Origin of the sequence: Commensalibacter sp. A3DC (assembly GCF_047307945.1) — a bacterium.
In the GTDB taxonomy this organism is placed as follows: Bacteria; Pseudomonadota; Alphaproteobacteria; order Acetobacterales; family Acetobacteraceae; genus Commensalibacter; species Commensalibacter melissae.
On record NZ_JAXOQA010000022.1, the window covers coordinates 1 to 16929 of the forward strand.

Sequence of the window (16929 nt, forward strand, 5' to 3'; positions counted from 1 at the left end):
TTATAATGGAAGTTGAGCGACCCTTAATTGAAATGGCTCTTGTGGAAGCTGAAGGCAATCAAATAAAAACGGCTTCGATGCTGGGAATAAATCGAAATACGTTACGTAAAAAAATGAAAATGTTTAATCTTCTTGAATTGAGTAAAAAACATAAAGGCTCAACATGTCTGGAAAAATCTATAAGCAGAAAGTGAATAAGGTTACTGAAAAATTTTCTAATAGAAAAGCCACTATTTTTTTGGTTGTGCTGGCCTTGATTTTTACAATCATCACTTTTGTTATTCTTTCAGGTGGAATTGTTACATCTCATAAATCATCGGTACAATTTGTTATTTTAAGTATTAACGGATTTGTTCTTGTTTTATTGATACTAGCTTTATTCTTTTGTATATTTCGTTTGATTTCCGAACATAGACGACGGTTGGTTGGTTCAAAAATACATATCAAGCTGATTGTGTTATTTAGTATTATTGCCATAGTTCCAACCATTTTGGTTGGAATTTTTGCGACAATTTTATTTCATTTTGGCATTCAAAACTGGTTTAATAACAGGGTAAGCACAGCGCTTAACGAGGCTTTGCTGGCTTCAAAAGGTTATTTACAGGAACATAATGATAATATACGTACTGAAGCCTTTTCTTTGGCCAATTATATACAAGGTATTCAAAACAATTACGCTCAAGCAGGTCAGGATCTATATGATGATGGTAATAGCCTCGATCAGATTCTTGATTCTCAAGCAACATTAAGAGGATTAAATGCTGCCTTTGTCTATAACTCTTTTACCCAAAAAATAATTGCGTCGGGCGGTTTATTCAATAACACATCATACGCCAAACAATTACCTCGATCAGCGACCTTGATGTCGCATAATGATGTGGCAATTTTGGATTCACCTGATGAGGAAACAGTTCGTGCTGCCATTCCTATTAACGATACTCCGCCGCTCGTTTTATTGATTATAAGGCCTGTTGATCCGGTTATTCTTAATCATATGCATAAAACTGAAAAAGTTGTTATGCAGTATAATGATTTAAACAATAAAAGTTCAAAAATTCAGGTGATGTTTGTAATTATATTTGCATTGATTGCATTGCTTGTTGTTTTGGTGGCCATTTTGATAGGCCTTTTTATTGCCAACCAAATTGCTCGTCCTGTCGGGTTATTGACGTTAGCTGCACAAAAGATCAGTAAGGGTAACCTCAATGTTAGGGTGCCTGAATATGGTAAGGATGATGAAATAACCGATTTGGCACGTGCCTTTAATCAAATGACCAATCAACTTTCTTTCCAGCATAAAGAACTTATAGAGGCCAATCAGCAAATTGATGAACGCAGACGCTTCACCGAAGCGGTTTTATCCGGTGTTTCCAGTGGAGTGATTGGGTTGGATAAGCAGGCAATAATTGAATTGCCTAATCGATCAGCAAATCAACTTTTATCTATTGATTTAATGAATTATATAGGACATAAAATTACGGATGTTGTACCAGAATTCTCTCCCTTGCTATCAATTATTTCCGAAGAAAGAGATACCATCAATAACAATCATAAATTAATTCAAAAGGAAATTCAGATCAAAACCTCTGCTGGGAGTAGAATGTTGCTTGCCCAGATTGGGCCAGAAATCAGGGGAAATGAAATTGAGGGATTTGTAATTACCTTTGATGATATAACGGATTTACAGGCGGCGCAGAGAAAAGCCGCCTGGGCAGATATAGCCCGTCGAATTGCGCACGAAATCAAAAACCCTTTAACACCTATCCAACTTTCTGCAGAACGACTTCGAAGACGTTTTCTTAAAGAGATATCCAAAGATCAGGATATATATAATCAGTGTATTGATACAATTGTACGTCACGTTGGTGATATAGGTAGAATGGTGGATGAGTTTTCATCTTTTGCTAGACTTCCCCAACCTGTTATCAAAACAAACGAAGTGACACGCATTATTAGGGAAACATTATTTCTTCAGCAGAATGCACATTGTGAAATAAGATATCATACGGATTTACCCAATGACAAAATTGAAATGAATTGTGATGCGCGATTGATAAGTCAGGCTCTCACTAACTTGTTTCAAAATGCATCAGATGCTATAAATATGGAAAATGAAAAAAGTAACGGTCATGAAAATTACATAGGAAATATTTGGGTTACATTAGAGTTAAATAAGAATACTATTATCATTTCAGTAAAAGATGATGGAATTGGTCTTCCACAGGAAGACAGGTTAAGGTTAACTGAACCTTATGTAACCCATAAACCTAAGGGAACAGGATTAGGTCTCGCTATTGTAAAAAAAATTATGGAAGAACATAATGGGACATTGCAGTTAAAAGATCGGATCGAAGGTCGGGGAACAATATCAATTTTGACTTTTCAAATACGAGGACAATATGACGCATGAAATTTTAATCGTCGATGATGAGCCAGATATTAGACTACTCATTGAGGGAATTTTACAAGATGAGGGGTATGAAACTCGACTTGCTGGGGATGCGGATTCAGCGATTAAGGCCTTTCATGCAAGAAGACCATCCTTAGTCATTCTTGATATATGGTTGCAAGGGTCAAAAATGGATGGTTTGGAAATTCTTAAACTCATACAAAATGAAAAACCTGCTGTTCCCACTATCATGATATCAGGTCATGGAACAATAGAAACTGCTGTTTCCGCACTTCAACATGGTGCATATGATTTTATTGAAAAACCCTTCAAGACAGATCATCTACTAGTAGTAGTCCGTCGTGCTCTGGAAGCTGCAAAATTGGCAAGGGAAAATGAAGAATTACGTTTCCGAAGTGGATACGAAGTTAAATTAAATGGACAAAGTCAAACTATCAATTCTGTCAAAAGTCAAATTGAGCGTGTTGCGCCAACGAATTCTCGAGTTCTAATATATGGTGCGCCAGGTACGGGAAAAGAAGTGGCTGCTCGAGCTATACATAAATTATCCAAAAGAGCAGAGGGACCTTTTTTTGTATTAAATTGCGCAACCCTTTCTCCAACAAGATTTGAAGAAGAATTGTTTGGTATTGAGGGCAATACACTAAATAATTTGCAAAGACGTACCGGTGTTCTTGAAAAGGCTCATGGAGGTACGCTGGTGTTAGATGAGGTTGCCGACATGCCTCTTGAAACACAGGGAAAGATTGTTCGAGCATTACAGGATCAAACATTTCAACGTGTTGGCGGTTCCAGCCGCGTTAAGGTTGATGTGAGAGTTATTGCCATTACGAATAAGGATTTAAACCAGGAAATTGCCAATGGCAGATTCCGCAAGGATTTATATTATCGTCTTGCAGTTGTGCCTTTGAAGATTCCAAGCTTGAAGGAAAGAAGAGAAGATATACCTGAACTAGCAACTTTCTTTTTGAAGCATTATTCTGAATTAACCGGAGTGCCAGTCATTGAATTATCAGCAGATGCTCTAACAACCTTACAGACTTATGAATGGCCAGGAAACGTACGTGAATTACGCAATTTAATGGAACGGCTTTTAATCATGATGCCTGGAAATGTTAATGAAGCCATCCGTACTGATATGTTGCCATCAAATGTCGGTCAAAACGCACCGGGTTTATTGAAAATCGATACACAAACTGATATCATCAGTCTTCCGTTAAGAGAGGCTCGTGATATTTTTGAAACGCAATATTTACAAGCTCAATTAATGCGGTTTGGTGGCAATATCAGCCGGACTGCTGGTTTTGTTGGAATGGAACGAAGTGCTTTACACAGAAAATTGAAACAGTTAGGAGTTACCGGATCAGAAGAAAGAAATAATAATAATATAAATAATTAAACTGTTAATATATGCAAGTTTCAATTTCATAATGTGATTGGTAAAGGTTTTATTTTGTCAAAAGATACATATCAAAATATTCAAGATGTTTTTTTAAATCAGATCCGCCGTTCTAAAGTTTCAGTTACTGTTTTCTTAGTGAATGGCGTGAAATTACAGGGAATCATTTCTGGATTTGATAATTTCTCCATATTATTACGTAGAGAAAGTCATGCGCAGCTCGTTTATAAACATGCTGTAAGTACGATTATGCCCTCGTCACCTGTTCAACTTCCCTTTAATGCACCTGCAGCGACTTCAACTTCCACAACATCTGAAGAAAAGTGAGAATTTATTTTTATGATTGAATCCGATTCAGTGAAATCATCAAATTTTGCTGCAGTCATTGTTCCATGGGATGTAAATCTAAAACAAAATGATAGGAATTCTAAATCTAGGCTTGATGAGATTGTTGGATTAGTATCATCTATTAAAATTGATATTGTCTATAGAGAGATTATAAATATTCGGTCATTCCGTTCTTCAACCTTAATAGGGCGGGGAAATATCGAAAATTTAAAATCTGTTATTATTGAGAAAAAGATTCAAGTCGTTGTTTTTGATGCACGTTTAAGTCCAATTCAACAACGAAACCTTGAAAAAGAACTTAATTGCAAGGTTATAGATCGAACAGCCTTAATACTGGATATTTTTGGTGAAAGAGCGCAGACCAGAGAAGGTGTGTTACAGGTTGAACTTGCCCACCTACAATATCAGCGTAGCCGACTGGTTAGATCATGGACTCATTTAGAAAGGCAGAGAGGTGGGTTTGGGTTTATGGGGGGGCCCGGTGAAACCCAAATTGAAGCGGATAGAAGGCTGATTGATGAACGGATTACCCGTTTAAAAAAAGATCTTGAACAGGTTCGAAGGACAAGAGGATTGCATCGTAAGGCTCGAAGAAAAGTCCCTTTTCCTATAATTGCCTTGGTTGGCTATACAAATGCAGGAAAATCCACTTTATTCAATCATTTGACAGGGGCTTCTGTTCATGCTCAGGATCAACTTTTTGCTACACTTGATCCAACCATGCGCAAGATTGATCTGCCATCAGGAAAAAAAGTCATTCTTTCTGATACAGTTGGTTTTATTAGCGACCTCCCAACCGAATTGATAGCTGCTTTTAGAGCAACGCTTGAAGAAATTTCCGAAGCGGATATCATATTACATGTAAGAGACATTTCACATCCAGAGACCCGTCAACAACAACAAGATGTTTCTTCTGTATTGGACATGATGGTGAAAGATGATGTATTGAGTGAAAACTGGAGGTCATCGACAATTGAAGTTCTCAATAAAATCGACCTCGTAGATTATACTGAATTAACAGGCAAAAATGATAATATTGTCGGTGTATCTGCCTTGACAGGACAAAATCTACCCTCGCTCATTTCTAAAATTGATCAAAGATTGCAATGTTCAATGGAAAAATTGACATATGCTATTGATATTGTTGATGGTTCAGCTTTAGCATGGCTTTATGATCATGGAGAAATTCTTGAGCGTCATGATAGCGAAAAAATCATTCAGATAACGCTGTTACTTTCTCCTATAGATAGAGTTCGATTTGAACAGCTTTATACGTACTAAAATTTTTTTATATTTTCATTTCATACATTCGATGAATTTTATTGGGTTCTGGAACAATCCGTTCAATTAAGTTTCGCATACCATGATTTGTTTCCAAAATCCATCCCAATTCAATTGTTTTATAGGGTAAGACTTCTCCACGTTCAAAAAGTTCGGATATAACCAATGATGGCATCAAAGCTCCCAGAGCTGTATCTCTTATGGATCCACTTATACCAAGCAAAATAACGCGGGCTGAATGAAATTGGTGTCGTAAGATTCGATAGATCAATTTACTATATCCCAAAAGGGATGGATCAGGTCCGATATCAATGATTAAATCATAAATATTGGGAATTACCAAAGCAACAGCCACTGGAATATAATTTTGTTCAACCAGAACAAAATTATCAGGTTTTAGCATGGATTTTAAATCTTTAATTAATACAGACATCTCGATTGAGGTGAGAGGAACAAAGCCCCAAGTATCATGCCATGCATCATTGTAAAGTTGGCGAAGAATTTCACCATCTCGCGCAATTTCTTTTGTATTTAATTTTCTGGTTGTAATGTTACCCAATTTTCCACATCCCATTTTCAAACCTGCAGGTATTTTATGGGCCTGTTTAGCTCGTGGACCGAATTTCATCTGATATGAAAGTAGATCCATGGCTTTTTCAAGACCGACTGCTTCAATATGGTGATGAAGCCAAGTTGGATGCCAGGGAATGGCAACGGTTGGTAAGGCATTTTGCCCTGTTATCATTATCCCTATTTCAGAATTGGCATTTAGAGTATAAGGTCCCCTGATTTTTTCCATACCATTATGTTTCAACCATTTGGTTGCAGCGTCTATTAATTTTTTTACGACGCATAAATCATCAATTGCATCCAATGCACCGAACAAACCGACAGGTTCCTTCCATTGTCTTAACGCATTCGGATCAATTTGTGCTGAAATACGTCCAACAGGTTGATGATTTTTATATGCTATGAAATATTTTGCTGAACCATATCGAAAAAAAGCTGATTTTTTTGGATCTAATAAGCTTGATTCTTGCCAGTCCAAGGGAGGGACATATCCAGATAAACCTTTATATAGAAGACGTGGCAATTGAATAAAAAGTTTAAGCTGTTGTTTGGTTTGAACAGGAACAATATCAATATTATTGATGGAGCAAGAATTAAGGGACATGTAAAAACCATAGAAATTATGAATTATTATTTTTGAATTTTACCAATGTAAACTATAAAATAGCATTTTCTGCTTTTATATATAAAAGGATTTTGTCTTGATAGATATAAATTTATCAAAAAACAATCAAACCTTAAATTATCAACCAAAAAATCAATTTAATTCTGCAAAAAATATTCTGATTACCGGGGCTTCCAGTGGAATAGGCCAATCATTGGCAATAGCATGTGCAAACAAAGGCAAAACTCTTTTTTTATGGGGTCGTTCTCAAGAAAAGTTGGATAGAACGGCACAATTATGTCTAAACAGAGGGGCAAAGGTTCAAATATTTAGTATAGATCTTGCAGATTCAAAAAATAGCTTACGCCAACTGGAAACATTATTAATCAATTATACAATTGATATGGCAATCATGGCTGCCGGTTCTGGGGATATAAGGGAGGATAAAAATAATTTGGAAAGTGATGAGTTATTATTGAAACTGATGCATTTGAATTATGTAACACCATGTGTCATGGGTAATAAAATAGCTCAACAAATGATTGATCGTGGAATTTATGGACAATTGGTCTTTGTCGGTTCGGTTGCTGCATTTCATTCATTGCCTTTTGCAACTGCCTATAGTAGTTCAAAAGCCGGTTTAAGTCGTTTTGTTGATTCTTTGAGAATTTCCGTGAAAAAATGGAATATAAAAATCACTTTAATCACTCCTGGATTTGTCGATACACCCATGAGCCAAAGGTTGGAATGTAACAAACCTTTTATGATTTCATTAGAAACCGCAACTCAAAAAATAATTAAAGCGGTTGATGAGGGAAAAGCAGAGCTAATTATGCCTAAATTGTTTGTTTATCTAAAATGGATTGATCTTGTTATGCCTAACAGATTAAAAGACTTTATTCTCTCTCGTCTTAAAGTGAAACAATCTTGAGATCTGGAGGTCCGGGAGGGAATTGAACCCCCGTAAACGGATTTGCAATCCGCTGCATGAGCCACTCTGCCACCGGACCATTTGATCAAGCTATTGCCTATATCAATGAAATTGGTAAAAAGGTCAAGAAAAAAATGTATAAAAACTTTACTTTTCATATTTGAGTAGTTCATGGTATTAATTTTGAAAGCATAGATATAGAGATTTTATAAACAATGACCCATCCGAATTTTGATTTTGTTCAGGCCCGGCAAAACATGATTGAAAATCAGTTACGTCCTGCTGAAGTCAGTCATGTTAAATTAATAGAAATAATGCGTGTTTTACCACGCGAATATTGTGTTCTGAATAACCAAAAAGAAATGGCTTATTCAGATATTAATATTTCACTTTTTGATCAACGGTATCTTAGTGAGCCAAGAGTGCTTGCCAGACTTGTTCAACTGGCAAATATTGAGGCAAAGCAAAAAATATTGGTTATTGGTGCAGGGACTGGATATCTTTCGGCCATTATTTCCTTAATGGGTGCGGAAGTATATGCATTGGAAGAAAATGAAAAGTTGTCTGTTATTGGAAAAAAATTCTGTAATGAATATGCATCTGACGTGCAATGGTGTGATGGAACATTACAGGATGGATATCCAAAAAATAAATTTTATGATGCCATAATAATTGACGGCTGTATTAAGGAAATTTCAAAAAAACTGATTGATCAATTAAATATAAATGGTCATATTATTACGGTATTAAAAAAAGATGGTGATATAGGTCATGCAGTTACAGCAAAAAAGACTGATGAAGGTATAGTAATACAAAAAAGTTTTTATGCTGCCTTACCTTATTTACCAGAATTCATGAAATAATTTATATTTTTTAGCTGCTATTTTATTTTGAAGTGTTATTAATAAGGTATTATCATGATCATTAATCGTAATTTTGGAATAAGTTTATTAACATTTTTTGCATCGACTACTGTATATGCTCAAAATTATGATGGATCAGGTATGCCAAGTTTTATTCCGCATACGCTTGAAGAAGCTCTGGCGACAGCTTATCTAACCAATCCAGATTTGCAACAGGAACGTGCCAGCTTGAGAGCCGTGGATGAACAGGTTTCGACAGCACATGCAGGTTGGAGACCGACTATCACGACAGGTTTGACTGGTGTTGTGACAGAGGGTTATAACTTAGGTGTTTCTGAACCGGCATTAGGTGCTGCAGGGGTTCATTATCCTAAATCTACTACAGAACAAAAATCAGGTGGACGACTTGGATATGGTGCAAATGTTAATATAACACAACCTATTTATCAGGGTGGGAAAACGACTGCTCAAACGCATGAGGCAATAAACAAGGTCATGGCTGAAAGGGCAAAACTTTTATCAACTGAACAAAAGGTTTTTAGCAAGGTTATTGATGCTTATGTAGCTGTTATACAATATCAGCAGCTGTTACAGATTAATATTAACAATGAAAAAATTCTGGCTGAACAGGTCAAGGCCACACATCAGCGTTTTAATCTTGGAGAAGTTACGCGAACCGATTCTGCACAGGCGGAAGCGGCATTAGCCGCAGCACGAGCACAGCGTCAAACGACTGAAGGAGATTTGCGTGGTGCTGAGGCAACCTATACCCAAGTTGTGGGGATTGCGCCGGCTCCTAATCTCAAACCACCTCAACCTCTGATTTTACCGATCAAAACAGAACAAGAGGCAATTGCACAGGCAGCATCAAATAATCCAGACGTGATTTCAGCCCTGTTTACTGAAGCATCACAAAAAGATGATGTAAATGTGGCTATATCGGAAATTATGCCTAAGCTTAATGCTTCTTTATCCTATCAACGCATGGTCAATCAAGGAGTAGGACAGAATACATCAGATCAAAAAATGGGTATGTTGCAATTAAACATTCCCATTTATCAAAGTGGTGCGGAATATTCTAAAATACGTGAAGCAAAACAGTTGGCTCAGGCTGCACATCGTCAAGTCAGTTCTCAACGAAGAAGTGCCATGCAGCTTGCCTCTACAAACTGGCAAAAATTAATGGCAGCCAAAGCGGCCATAGCAAGCAACCGTGCCGCCATTGCGTCAAATATTATTGCTTTGGCTGGTGTTGAAAAACAGGCTGTTGTTGGAACAAGTACAACATTGGAAATGTTACAACAGCAACAAACCTTGTTAAATTCACAAACCACACTTATTCAGAATTTAAGCTCAATGGTAACGGCATCTTATAGTATTGCTTCAGCCATTGGGCGTTTAACGGCACAAGACCTTAAACTGAATGTTCCCCATTATGATTATACAGCATATTATAATGCTGTTAAAAACAGATGGTGGGGTATGAGTGACTACGCACAGGATCAACCTGGACGTTAATAATTTTTCTTTAGTATAATAAAAATAATAAATGTTAGATAAAAAATTTAATCCATCTGCTTGTGAAAACGATTTATACCATATATGGGAAAAAAATGGTTCTTTTTCAGCCAACCCGGAAATAAATGAAAGAAAACCTTTTGCCATAATGATCCCGCCACCAAATGTGACGGGTACCTTGCACATAGGACATGCCCTAACGATGACCTTACAGGATACCCTTGTAAGGTTTCGTCGTATGCAGGGATATGATGTGTTGTGGCAACCAGGTACGGATCATGCTGGTATTTCGACTCAATTGGTTGTTGATCGTCAATTAACAGCTCAAGGCATTGATCGTAAAACCTTGGGCAGGGAAAAATTTATTGAACGTGTCTGGCAATGGAAAGAGGAATCTGGTGGTCAAATTACCCAACAATTGAGACGAGTTGGTGCATCTCTTGATTGGAGGAGAGAGCGCTTTACAATGGATGAAGGTTTGTCTGAAGCTGTCAAAAAAGTCTTCATCACGCTTTATCGAGAAGGATTGATTTATCAGGATAAACGTTTGGTGAACTGGGATCCTGTTTTCAGATCTGCCGTTTCCGATCTTGAAGTCGAGAATAGAGAAATACAGGGAAATCTCTGGTATATCAAATACCCGTTAGTGAAGGATAATACTCAATTTATCGTTATTGCAACAACTCGTCCAGAAACAATGTTGGGTGATACAGCAATCGCTGTTCATCCAGAAGATGACCGTTATAAAGATCTAATAGGCAAAAAAGTTGTTGTTCCATTAACTAATCGTGAAATTATAATTGTTGCCGATGAATATTCAGATCCTGAAAAAGGTACAGGAGCAGTGAAAATTACACCTGCTCATGATTTTAATGATTTTGAAGTAGGTCGTCGTCACAACCTGAAATTGATAACAATTTTGGATGAAAGTGCAGCAATTGATCTAAATGAGTTATCTGAAAATGAAAAATCAGATTTTATATGTTCTTTACAATCATTACCTCGTGATAAAGCACGTAAAATCATTATCGAAGAATTAAAAAAGCTTGAATATATTGAAAAAATAGAATCGCATAAACATCAGGTTCCTCATGCTGAACGTGGAGGGGCAGTTATTGAACCTAGATTAACCACACAATGGTATTGTGACGCAAAAACACTTTCTGAACCTGCTATCAGGGCGGTACAATCGGGAAGGATGAAATTCGTTCCCAAACAATGGGAAAACACTTTTTTTGCTTGGATGAGGGATCTGCAACCATGGTGTATAAGTCGCCAATTATGGTGGGGGCATCAAATACCCGCGTGGTATGGTCCAGATAATACTGTTTTTGTAGCCTATGATGAAAATGAGGCTAAACAGCAAGCATTAGAATATTATGGATGTGAGCAGGAATTACGAAGAGATGAAGATGTTTTGGATACATGGTTTTCATCTGCATTGTGGCCATTTTCGACATTGGGGTGGCCAAATGAAACAATAGAGCTAGACCGTTATTATCCCGGAAACGTGTTGATAACAGGTTTTGATATCATTTTCTTTTGGGTTGCGAGAATGATGATGATGGGAATGCATTTTATGAAAGATATTCCCTTTAAAACCATTTATTTACATGGACTTGTACGTGACGAAAAAGGTCAAAAAATGTCCAAAACCAAAGGGAATGGTATCGATCCTATTGAAATAATCGACGAGTTCGGTGCTGATGCAATGCGATTCACTATTTGCGCTTTGACAGGGCCGGGTCGAGATATCAAACTAGGTAAAAAACGTATTGAGGAATATCGTACATTCATCACCAAGTTATGGAATGCTGCACGATTTTGCGAAATGAATCAAGTGACTGAAAATACTGAATTTTCACTATCCGATATTCAGTTATCCCTAAGTCAATGGATTTTAGCAGAATTATCAAAAACGATTAGACAGGCCACAGCTGCTCTGGATAATTTTCGTTATGATGAATATGCTTCTGTTTGTTATCATTTTACATGGGATAAATTTTGTGATTGGTTTTTAGAATTTGCAAAATCAGCGTTTCAAAAAAATAACCACGATACAGTAAAAGAAGTTAGAACAATCACTGCTTTTGTATTAAAGAATTTGTTAAAAATTCTACATCCCGTTATTCCGTTTGTAACAGAAATTATTTGGGCTGAATTTGGATTTGGTAAAAAAGGAAGCCTGATCACGTCTTCATGGCCAAAAAGTTATGAATCGGAAACAGTTGTTTCTCAAAAGGCAAATGATGAAATAGACTTTATAATAAAATTAATAACTGAAATTCGTGTTTTAAAAGCTGAATTGAATATCCCGCCAGCAAAATTAATACCTGTTCTGGTTAAAGATATTGATCAAAAACATTACCAAATTATTGAACAATGGTCAGATGCTATTGGCAGAATGGCCAGAGTGCAATCTATTGCCAAATTACAGAATGAAATACCATCTGGTTCGATTCAAACAATTATAGATGATACAATCTTAGTTTTACCCTTACAAGGCATTATTGATATAAAGAAAGAAAAAGAACGCTTAACAAAGGAAATCGAAAAAATCGCATTGGAAATTGAACAACTGAATAAAAAATTATCCAACCAGAATTTTCTTAGTAAGGCAAGACCTGAAATTGTTGAAGAAAATCGTGAACGGTTAAAACAGTTGGTAAAATCTGAGAAGCGATTTAAAACCGCTTTATTGCATTTAAATTAAAAGTAAAATTTTTCAACTATTAAGGATGTTGAAAAGGTAATTCAATATCCTTTTAATTGTACAAATATCATGTTTGATTATTCATCGAAAAAATTTATCTTGTATAAAGGAAAAAATATGCATGTAAATGAAAAAAATCAATTGACAAACAATATTGTTTTGGGTGGTGGATGTTTTTGGTGTATAGAAGCAATTTTAAAAAATGTTAAGGGTATCCATACTATTATACCAGGTTATTCAGGAGGATATACTGAAAACCCAACTTATAAGGAAGTATGCACCAATCAAACTGGGCATGCCGAAGTGGTAAAAATCATTTATGATCCGGATACTATTAGCCTTGATAACATATTAAAATTATTTTTTGTTATTCACGATCCCACGACGAAAGATCGACAAGGTGGAGATATCGGTTCGCAATATCGTTCAATAATTTTACCCGCATCTGTAGAGCGGGAAAAAATTGCCTATAAAATTAAAAAAGAAATTCAAGATAAAAAAATATGGAAAAATCCAATTGTAACAGAAATTAAAATGCTGGATAAATTCTATCCAGCTGAAAAAGAACATCAAAATTATTTTGAATTACATCCTGAAGTGGCTTATTGTCAGACTGTAATTGAACCAAAAGTCAGGAAATTCCGACAGAAATTTATCGACCACCTAAAAAAATAATATTATGTTTTATCAATATTCTTATCATCTTCATCAAGAAAAAACTGGTCAGTTTCCTCATCAAAATCAAAAATTTCTGCATATCTGACCCAACCGATAATGGTTAACAAAGTCTGACGTGCTGAATTTGGTGACATGGTATCAGTCAATTCATCGCGGAACCTTTCAGCACTTGCTCTATGGTTGGATCGTTCATCCAGAATGGAACGTATCGAACGAATCAATGAAACATTCTTTATCAAGCTCTTACGGAAAATATCCTTACGTTCTTCCAGTTCAGAATTAACAAGTTTTTTTCCCAGTTCAGTTAGGCGGATATCACCTTCGGCCATATCAGCGAATTCAAGCATTTGCAGGGTTTCACCAATAGGCAGTAAATCATCAAGCTCCATTTGCAGACTCTTGGCCAATTGAGGCAAATCTGCCTTTCCACAATAGGGTTCTGTATATAATGTTTCCATCATACCGATCATAAGATTCATTGACATACGTGGAAGCGCTGCGTAACGATTATTTACCGCTTGTTTCATATCGATATTGTTTGGATCGACATTGATTGGATCACGATGAGTCATGAGAATATAAATCCGGTCAACAAATTGTCGAAAAGCCGGATCTTCCCGATTACGGGGATGAGGAAACGTAACTTCCAACTCGTGGGCAATTGTACCCGGATTTGAAGAAAATATAAGTAAACGGTCACACATCAATACAGCTTCCTCGATACTATGTGTAACAATCAAAATGGATTTTACTGGTAATTTTTTTTCTACCCACAGTTCAATAAGATCAGTTCTTAAATTTTCCGCTGTAAGAACATCAAGGGCAGAAAAGGGTTCATCCATCAATAAAAGATCTGGATGCACTACCAACGCTCTTGCCAATCCAACACGTTGACGCATTCCACCCGAAAGCTCTTTTGGATAAGCCTTCTCATAACCCCCTAAACCAATAAGATCTATTGCCTCTTCACTTAACTGTTCCATATTTTTTCGTGGGGTGTTTTTTGCTTCAAGTCCCAGCTGAACATTATCTTGTACAGTCAACCATGGAAAAAGAGCGAAAGATTGAAAAACCATTGCCACATCCTTTGCCGGACCTGACAATAATTGGTTTTTCCATTTTACCTCTCCTTTGCTTGGTGGGGTTAAACCAGCAATAATTCTCAATAAAGTGGATTTTCCAGAGCCAGAGCGTCCCAATAATCCGACAATTTCCCCTTGTTTCAAGGTTAAATTGACGTTATCTAAAACCACCAATTCAGAATTATTATCTTTTTTATATGATTTTTGACAATTCTTGATTTGAAGTAAAATATCCTGTTTTTGGTTCATGGTTTTTTCCTTAGATAAAGGACAAGCGTCGTTGAGCAAAACTATATAAAGGGTGCCAGACAATCCGATTGAAAAGAATGACAAACGCCGACATTACAACCATGCCAAGTCCGACCTTGAATGTATTGCCCATTTCTGTTGCAAGTGCGATATATGATCCCAAACCTTCAGCAATCAAGGTTGTATTGCCCCAACTTGCTAATTCTGCAGCGATGGAAGCATTCCAAGCTCCTCCACATGCAGTGAGTGCTCCTGTAACATAATAGGGAAAAATGGCAGGCAACATAACCTTAAACCACCATAGTTTTCCATGGATTTGTAAATTGTTTACCACCTCTCTCAAATCACCGGGAAAATTTGAGGCACCACCAACAACATTAAATAAAATGTACCATTGTGTTCCCAATATCATCAATGGCGTCAACCAAATATTACTACTTAAGTGAAAATGAACAATTCCAACAACAAAAAACGGAAAAAACAGATTGGCTGGAAAGGCAGCCATGAATTGCGCGATAACCTGTGTTCTTTTTGCCCATTTGGGACGTAATCCCAACCATATTCCTGCAGGTACCCAAATGATACTTGCCAGAATTATCATGCTTATAACTCTTAAAAGTGTTAAAAACCCCAGCCAGATAACATATAAAATTTCATGAATGGTCAATTGGTCATGGACAGTGTGATAAATGTAAAAACCAGCGATTATGCCCAGAAAACATAATACAGAAATATAAATGACATCTGATGTTTTTGTTGCAATGAATTTTTCATTGAAGAAATTATTTTTCCTGCCAAGAGGCAGGTTGGCAATCTTATGCATTAATTTACCAATAAAGGTCATTACCCACCGAATAAAATAGGTTTTATGTATAAGACGTAAAAACCAAGGAGCAGTGTCTGTTTCGCTTTGTGTAGTTTCAAATCTAAATTTTGATGACCATGCAACTAAGGGACGGAATAGTAATTGGTCATATGCCAAAATAACAAACAACATTGCTCCAATTGCATAAAAAATTGCGGCCAGATTTCTTTGTTCAATTGCCATACCTACATACGATCCTATTCCAGGCAAAACAATGTTTGTATTTCCAACAGTGATTGTTTCTGAATAGACAATCATGAACCAGCCACCGGACATGGACATCATCATATTCCAGATCAATCCTGGAATAGCGAATGGAACTTCCAGTTTCCAAAAACGTTGCCATCCAGTTAAACCAAAACAACGTGCGGCTTCTTCCATATCAGGAGGTATCGTTTTGAGGGATTGATACAAACTAAATGCCATATTCCATGCCTGACTGGTAAAAATCGTAAATATTGCAGCCAGTTCGGCACCAAGAATTTTGCCGGGAAATAATCCCATAAAAAAGACAACTGTAAAGGTTAAAAACCCTAAAATGGGCACAGATTGCAATATATCGAGAACAGGAATTAGCAGCATTTCCGCCTTACGACTTTTGGCTGCTAAGACTGCGTATCCAAAGGTAAAAAGTAAAGAAGCGAAAAGAGCGGCAAACATGCGTAAAGTTGTACGCATGGCATATCCTGGCAAATAGATGGGATCCAGGTGTATAAGTTGCGCATTTGGCATATTCAAGGGTTGTATAACGTGCCGTGTAGCTGTTGCAATCGATACCCCCAGTGCAATCACACATATAATGGTGATTGCATCAAAAATATTTGGTTTCGATTGAACAGTTACGCTGGCGGGAATATTCTGTTTTTTCATTTGCCCGCCTAGTCCTCTTAATTGTATTTTATTGTTAGATTGAACGATAATTATTCACTAAACTCGATCATATTTTATAAAAAATGATCAGACACCCGTACTTCCAAAACCTCCACACGATCGTTCCGTTTCTTCAAGAATATCTGTTTCTTCCCAAACTGCCCGAATAACTGGGGCTATAATAGCTTGCGCAATGCGCATACCACGTTCGACGACAAAGGATTCTTTCCCAGTGTTCAATAAAATCACTTTAACTTCACCACGATAATCTTCATCAATCGTACCGGGAGAATTGGGAAGTAATATTCCATGTTTCAGGGCCAATCCTGATCTGGGACGAATTTGCAACTCATAATTATGGGGTAAAGCTATCTGTAACCCTGTAGGAATAAGCGCTATTTCTTGCGATAAGATTGTAATCGGTTCATTAACGGCAGCCAGTAAGTCCATTCCTGCCGCACCAATGGTTGCATAAGAAGGGAGTGGCAGTTCTATGGAATGTGCCAGCCTTTTTACTCGAATTCTAGGAAAGGGTGCCAAGGACATGT

Annotated in this window: 14 protein-coding genes and 1 tRNA gene; 10 read left to right on the forward strand and 5 right to left on the reverse strand. The window is 36.8% G+C overall.

The window, feature by feature from the left end; all coding sequences use genetic code 11:
• The 5 genes from U0839_RS03965 to hflX all read left to right on the forward strand — a co-directional run.
• On the forward strand, positions 1-194 hold a 194-nt coding region (locus tag U0839_RS03965), incomplete at its 5' end, for a helix-turn-helix domain-containing protein (protein WP_413550117.1).
• Positions 164-2410, forward strand: coding sequence for an ATP-binding protein (locus U0839_RS03970; protein WP_413550119.1), 2247 nt, complete (start codon positions 164-166; stop codon positions 2408-2410). The genes U0839_RS03965 and U0839_RS03970, both read left to right, overlap by 31 nt.
• Positions 2400-3809, forward strand: coding sequence for a sigma-54-dependent transcriptional regulator (locus tag U0839_RS03975; RefSeq protein ID WP_155565442.1), 1410 nt, complete (start codon positions 2400-2402; stop codon positions 3807-3809). Before U0839_RS03970 ends, U0839_RS03975 begins: the two co-directional genes overlap by 11 nt.
• Positions 3810-3863: 54 nt before the next feature.
• Positions 3864-4136 carry an RNA chaperone Hfq gene (gene hfq / locus U0839_RS03980; protein WP_122124269.1) on the forward strand — a complete coding sequence of 91 codons (273 nt, stop codon included), beginning with the start codon at positions 3864-3866 and terminating at the stop codon, positions 4134-4136.
• 12 nt (positions 4137-4148) lie between these two features.
• Positions 4149-5438, forward strand: a complete 1290-nt coding sequence (hflX, locus tag U0839_RS03985; protein WP_155565441.1) for a GTPase HflX — start codon at positions 4149-4151, stop codon at positions 5436-5438.
• Between the two features lie 7 nt (positions 5439-5445).
• Here the strand turns inward: hflX and U0839_RS03990 are convergent, their stop codons facing one another.
• Positions 5446-6612, reverse strand: coding sequence for a hypothetical protein (locus tag U0839_RS03990; RefSeq protein WP_122123567.1), 1167 nt, complete (start codon positions 6610-6612; stop codon positions 5446-5448).
• Between the two features lie 97 nt (positions 6613-6709).
• On the opposite strand from U0839_RS03990, the gene U0839_RS03995 reads away from it, so the two are divergent.
• Positions 6710-7543, forward strand: coding sequence for an SDR family NAD(P)-dependent oxidoreductase (locus U0839_RS03995; RefSeq protein WP_155565440.1), 834 nt, complete (start codon positions 6710-6712; stop codon positions 7541-7543).
• A gap of 4 nt (positions 7544-7547) precedes the next feature.
• Here the strand turns inward: U0839_RS03995 and U0839_RS04000 are convergent.
• Positions 7548-7622: transfer RNA gene (locus U0839_RS04000), tRNA-Cys, on the reverse strand.
• Between the two features lie 136 nt (positions 7623-7758).
• Between U0839_RS04000 and U0839_RS04005 the strand changes: the two genes are divergently transcribed.
• The 4 genes from U0839_RS04005 (at position 7759) to msrA (ending at position 13312) form a co-directional block, all read left to right on the forward strand.
• On the forward strand, positions 7759-8406 hold the full coding sequence (locus U0839_RS04005) for a protein-L-isoaspartate O-methyltransferase family protein (RefSeq protein ID WP_413550122.1): 648 nt from the start codon (positions 7759-7761) through the stop codon (positions 8404-8406).
• Positions 8407-8460: 54 nt separating this feature from the next.
• The gene (locus tag U0839_RS04010) at positions 8461-9924 is read left to right on the forward strand and encodes a TolC family outer membrane protein (protein ID WP_155565438.1); all 1464 of its coding nucleotides are present in this window, start codon (positions 8461-8463) and stop codon (positions 9922-9924) included.
• A gap of 31 nt (positions 9925-9955) precedes the next feature.
• Positions 9956-12637, forward strand: a complete 2682-nt coding sequence (locus tag U0839_RS04015; RefSeq protein WP_155565437.1) for a valine--tRNA ligase — start codon at positions 9956-9958, stop codon at positions 12635-12637.
• 117 nt (positions 12638-12754) lie between these two features.
• Positions 12755-13312 carry a peptide-methionine (S)-S-oxide reductase MsrA gene (gene msrA / locus U0839_RS04020; RefSeq protein ID WP_155565436.1) on the forward strand — a complete coding sequence of 186 codons (558 nt, stop codon included), beginning with the start codon at positions 12755-12757 and terminating at the stop codon, positions 13310-13312.
• Between the two features lie 2 nt (positions 13313-13314).
• On the opposite strand, the gene U0839_RS04025 is transcribed toward msrA, so the two are convergent.
• From U0839_RS04025 to dut, 3 genes are all read right to left on the reverse strand, one after another.
• On the reverse strand, positions 13315-14646 hold the full coding sequence (locus U0839_RS04025) for an AAA-associated domain-containing protein (protein WP_155565435.1): 1332 nt from the start codon (positions 14644-14646) through the stop codon (positions 13315-13317).
• A gap of 10 nt (positions 14647-14656) precedes the next feature.
• Entirely contained in the window at positions 14657-16381 is a 1725-nt protein-coding gene (locus U0839_RS04030; protein ID WP_413550125.1) for an ABC transporter permease, read from the reverse strand.
• 87 nt (positions 16382-16468) lie between these two features.
• The gene (dut, locus tag U0839_RS04035; protein ID WP_110437972.1) at positions 16469-16927 is read right to left on the reverse strand and encodes a dUTP diphosphatase; all 459 of its coding nucleotides are present in this window, start codon (positions 16925-16927) and stop codon (positions 16469-16471) included.
• Positions 16928-16929 lie beyond the last annotated feature (2 nt).

Excerpts from the sequence above, each read along its gene's own strand:
- U0839_RS03970 (WP_413550119.1), top strand. The coding sequence starts at position 164 with ATGTCTGGAAAAATCTATAAGCAGAAAGTGAATAAGGTTACTGAAAAA.
- hflX (WP_155565441.1), top strand. The coding sequence starts at position 4,149 with ATGATTGAATCCGATTCAGTGAAATCATCAAATTTTGCTGCAGTCATT.
- U0839_RS03975 (WP_155565442.1), top strand. The coding sequence starts at position 2,400 with ATGACGCATGAAATTTTAATCGTCGATGATGAGCCAGATATTAGACTA.
- U0839_RS04010 (WP_155565438.1), top strand. The coding sequence starts at position 8,461 with ATGATCATTAATCGTAATTTTGGAATAAGTTTATTAACATTTTTTGCA.
- U0839_RS04015 (WP_155565437.1), top strand. The coding sequence starts at position 9,956 with ATGTTAGATAAAAAATTTAATCCATCTGCTTGTGAAAACGATTTATAC.
- U0839_RS04025 (WP_155565435.1), bottom strand. The coding sequence starts at position 14,646 with ATGAACCAAAAACAGGATATTTTACTTCAAATCAAGAATTGTCAAAAA.
- msrA (WP_155565436.1), top strand. The coding sequence starts at position 12,755 with ATGCATGTAAATGAAAAAAATCAATTGACAAACAATATTGTTTTGGGT.
- U0839_RS04005 (WP_413550122.1), top strand. The coding sequence starts at position 7,759 with ATGACCCATCCGAATTTTGATTTTGTTCAGGCCCGGCAAAACATGATT.
- U0839_RS04030 (WP_413550125.1), bottom strand. The coding sequence starts at position 16,381 with ATGAAAAAACAGAATATTCCCGCCAGCGTAACTGTTCAATCGAAACCA.
- U0839_RS03990 (WP_122123567.1), bottom strand. The coding sequence starts at position 6,612 with ATGTCCCTTAATTCTTGCTCCATCAATAATATTGATATTGTTCCTGTT.
- dut (WP_110437972.1), bottom strand. The coding sequence starts at position 16,927 with ATGTCCTTGGCACCCTTTCCTAGAATTCGAGTAAAAAGGCTGGCACAT.